The following is a 2,321-nucleotide window of genomic DNA, read 5'->3' as shown; positions in this document are numbered from 1 at the left end:
CGCCGGTGGATGTGGGGTTGTCTTTGGTGTCGTCGCGGGCTGCGTTGGAGCGGCGTGCGGTGGTGGTGGGCCGGGACCGTGAGGAGTTGCTGACCGCGCTGGGCGGGATGGCGGCGGATGAGGGTTCGGTGGTGCGGGCGCGTGCGGGTGGCCGGACGGCTGTGCTGTTCACGGGGCAGGGGAGTCAGCGGCTGGGGATGGGCCGGGAACTGTATGACGTCTTCCCGGTGTTCGCGTCGGCGTTTGATGCGGTGTGTGGCCGGTTGGACGGTCTGCTGGGGCGGTCGTTGCGGGAGGTGGTGTGGGGGGAGGATGCCCACCTGCTGAACCGGACGGTGTTTGCGCAGGCGGGGTTGTTTGCGGTGGAGACGGCGTTGTTCCGGCTGGTGGAGTCCTGGGGTGTGCGTCCCGACTTCGTGGCGGGGCATTCGATTGGTGAGGTGACCGCTGCGCATGTGGCGGGGGTGCTGTCCCTGGAGGATGCGGCGTCGTTGGTGGCGGCGCGTGGCCGGCTGATGGACGCGCTGCCCGAGGGCGGGGCGATGCTGGCGGTGGAGGCCACCGAGGCGGAGGTGCTGCCGGTGTTGTCCGACGGTGTCGGGATCGCCGCCGTCAACGGCCCCACGTCCGTCGTGGTGTCCGGCACCCAGACCGGTGTCGACACGGTCGCTGAGCACTTCACCACGCTGGGGCGGCGGGTGTCCCGGCTGCGGGTGTCGCATGCGTTCCATTCGCCGTTGATGGAGCCGATGCTGGAGGAGTTCCGTGGGGTGGTGGCTTCGCTGTCGTATGCGGAGCCGTCCCTGCCCGTCGTGTCGAATGTGACGGGTGCTGTGGCGGTGGCGGGGCAGCTCACCGACCCCGAGTACTGGGTGCGGCATGTGCGTGAGGCCGTCCGTTTCGCCGACGGCATCGGCGCCCTGCATCAGCAGGGTGTGGTGCGGTTTGTGGAGTGCGGTCCGGACCCGGTCCTGACGGGTCTGGCCCGGCAGACTCTCGACACGGCTGCCGATGAGGTCACGTTCGCGTCGGTGCTGCGCAAGGACCGTGCGGAAGATGTGACGGCCGTGACGGCGCTGGGGCAGGTGTTCGCTTCGGGCGGCACCGTCGACTGGACCGCCTTCTACGCCGGACGCGGTGCTGAACGCGTCGACCTGCCCACCTACGCCTTCCAGCGCGAGCGCTACTGGCTGGGGACGCGCGAGTACATGGCGGACTCCTGGTATGGAGGCGAAGGCGTCGACATCTCGGCTGCCGGTCTGAGCGCCGCCGGGCATCCGCTCCTCGGTGCGGCAGTCAGCCTGGCTGACACGGACGGCGTGGTGCTGACCGGCCGGCTGTCCCTCGACACACACGCCTGGATCGCGGACCACGACGTGCTCGGCAGCGTGCTGCTGCCCGGCACCGGTTTTGTGGAGCTTGCTCTGCACGCTGCTGATCAGGTGGGTTGTGGGTTGCTGGAGGAGCTGACGCTTCAGGCGCCGTTGGTGCTTCCTGAGCGTGGTGGTGTGCAGATCCAGGTGGCGGTGGGTGCGGCTGACGGGTCGGGGGCGCGTACGGTCACGGTCCACTCGCGTCCGGAGACGGAGGTGGGTGGCGGCTGGCTGCTGCATGCCCAGGGCAGTGTCGGTGACGGTGCGGCGGCCCGGTCGGGTGAGGATCTGGCGGTGTGGCCGCCGGCCGGTGCCCTACCGGTCGGTGTCGGGGACGCGTACGACCTGCTGCTGCGCCAGGGGTATGCCTATGGTCCGGTGTTCCAGGGGCTGAAGGCGGCCTGGCGGCGGGGTGACGATGTCTTCGCGGAGGTGGAGCTGCCGTCGGAGTCGTGGGACGAGGCGTCCCGTTTTGGTCTGCATCCGGCACTGCTGGATGCGGCGATGCACGCGGCGCTGGTCGACGAGAGCGGGGACCGCGACGGTGAACCGGTACTGCCGTTCGTCTGGAACCAGGTAGCCCTGCACGCCACCGGCGCCACCCGCCTACGCGTTCATATCGCCCAGACCGGGGCGGCTTCCGACAACAACCTCAGCCTGCATGTGGCGGACGCCGAGGGGCGGACGGTTCTGTCGGTGGGGTCGGTGGTGGGTCGGCCGGTGTCGGTGGGGCAGTTGGAGTCGGCTGGTGGGGTGGTGGGCCGGTCGTTGTGGCGGGTGGGGTGGAGTCCGGTGGTGGTGCCGGAGGGTGTGGCGGCTGTTCCGGTGTGGGACGGGGAGGTGTGGCCGGCGGGTGATGTGGTGCCGCCGGTGGTGGTGTGGGAGGTGCCTTCTCCCGACAGCATCAGCGACCACGACAGCGACCGTGACAGTGACGGTGCTGGTGTG

Annotated in this window: 1 protein-coding gene; it reads left to right on the top strand. The window is 70.0% G+C overall.

Going from position 1 to position 2,321, the window contains the following annotated elements:
- On the top strand, positions 1-2,321 hold a 2,321-nt coding region (locus KUM40_RS41440), incomplete at both ends, for an acyltransferase domain-containing protein (RefSeq protein ID WP_254395324.1).

This window comes from Streptomyces sp. AC512_CC834, from assembly GCF_019049325.1.
Taxonomy (GTDB): Bacteria; Actinomycetota; Actinomycetes; order Streptomycetales; family Streptomycetaceae; genus Streptomyces.
Note: the sequence above shows the minus strand (reverse complement) of the source record. Positions and strands in the feature narration are given on the sequence as shown.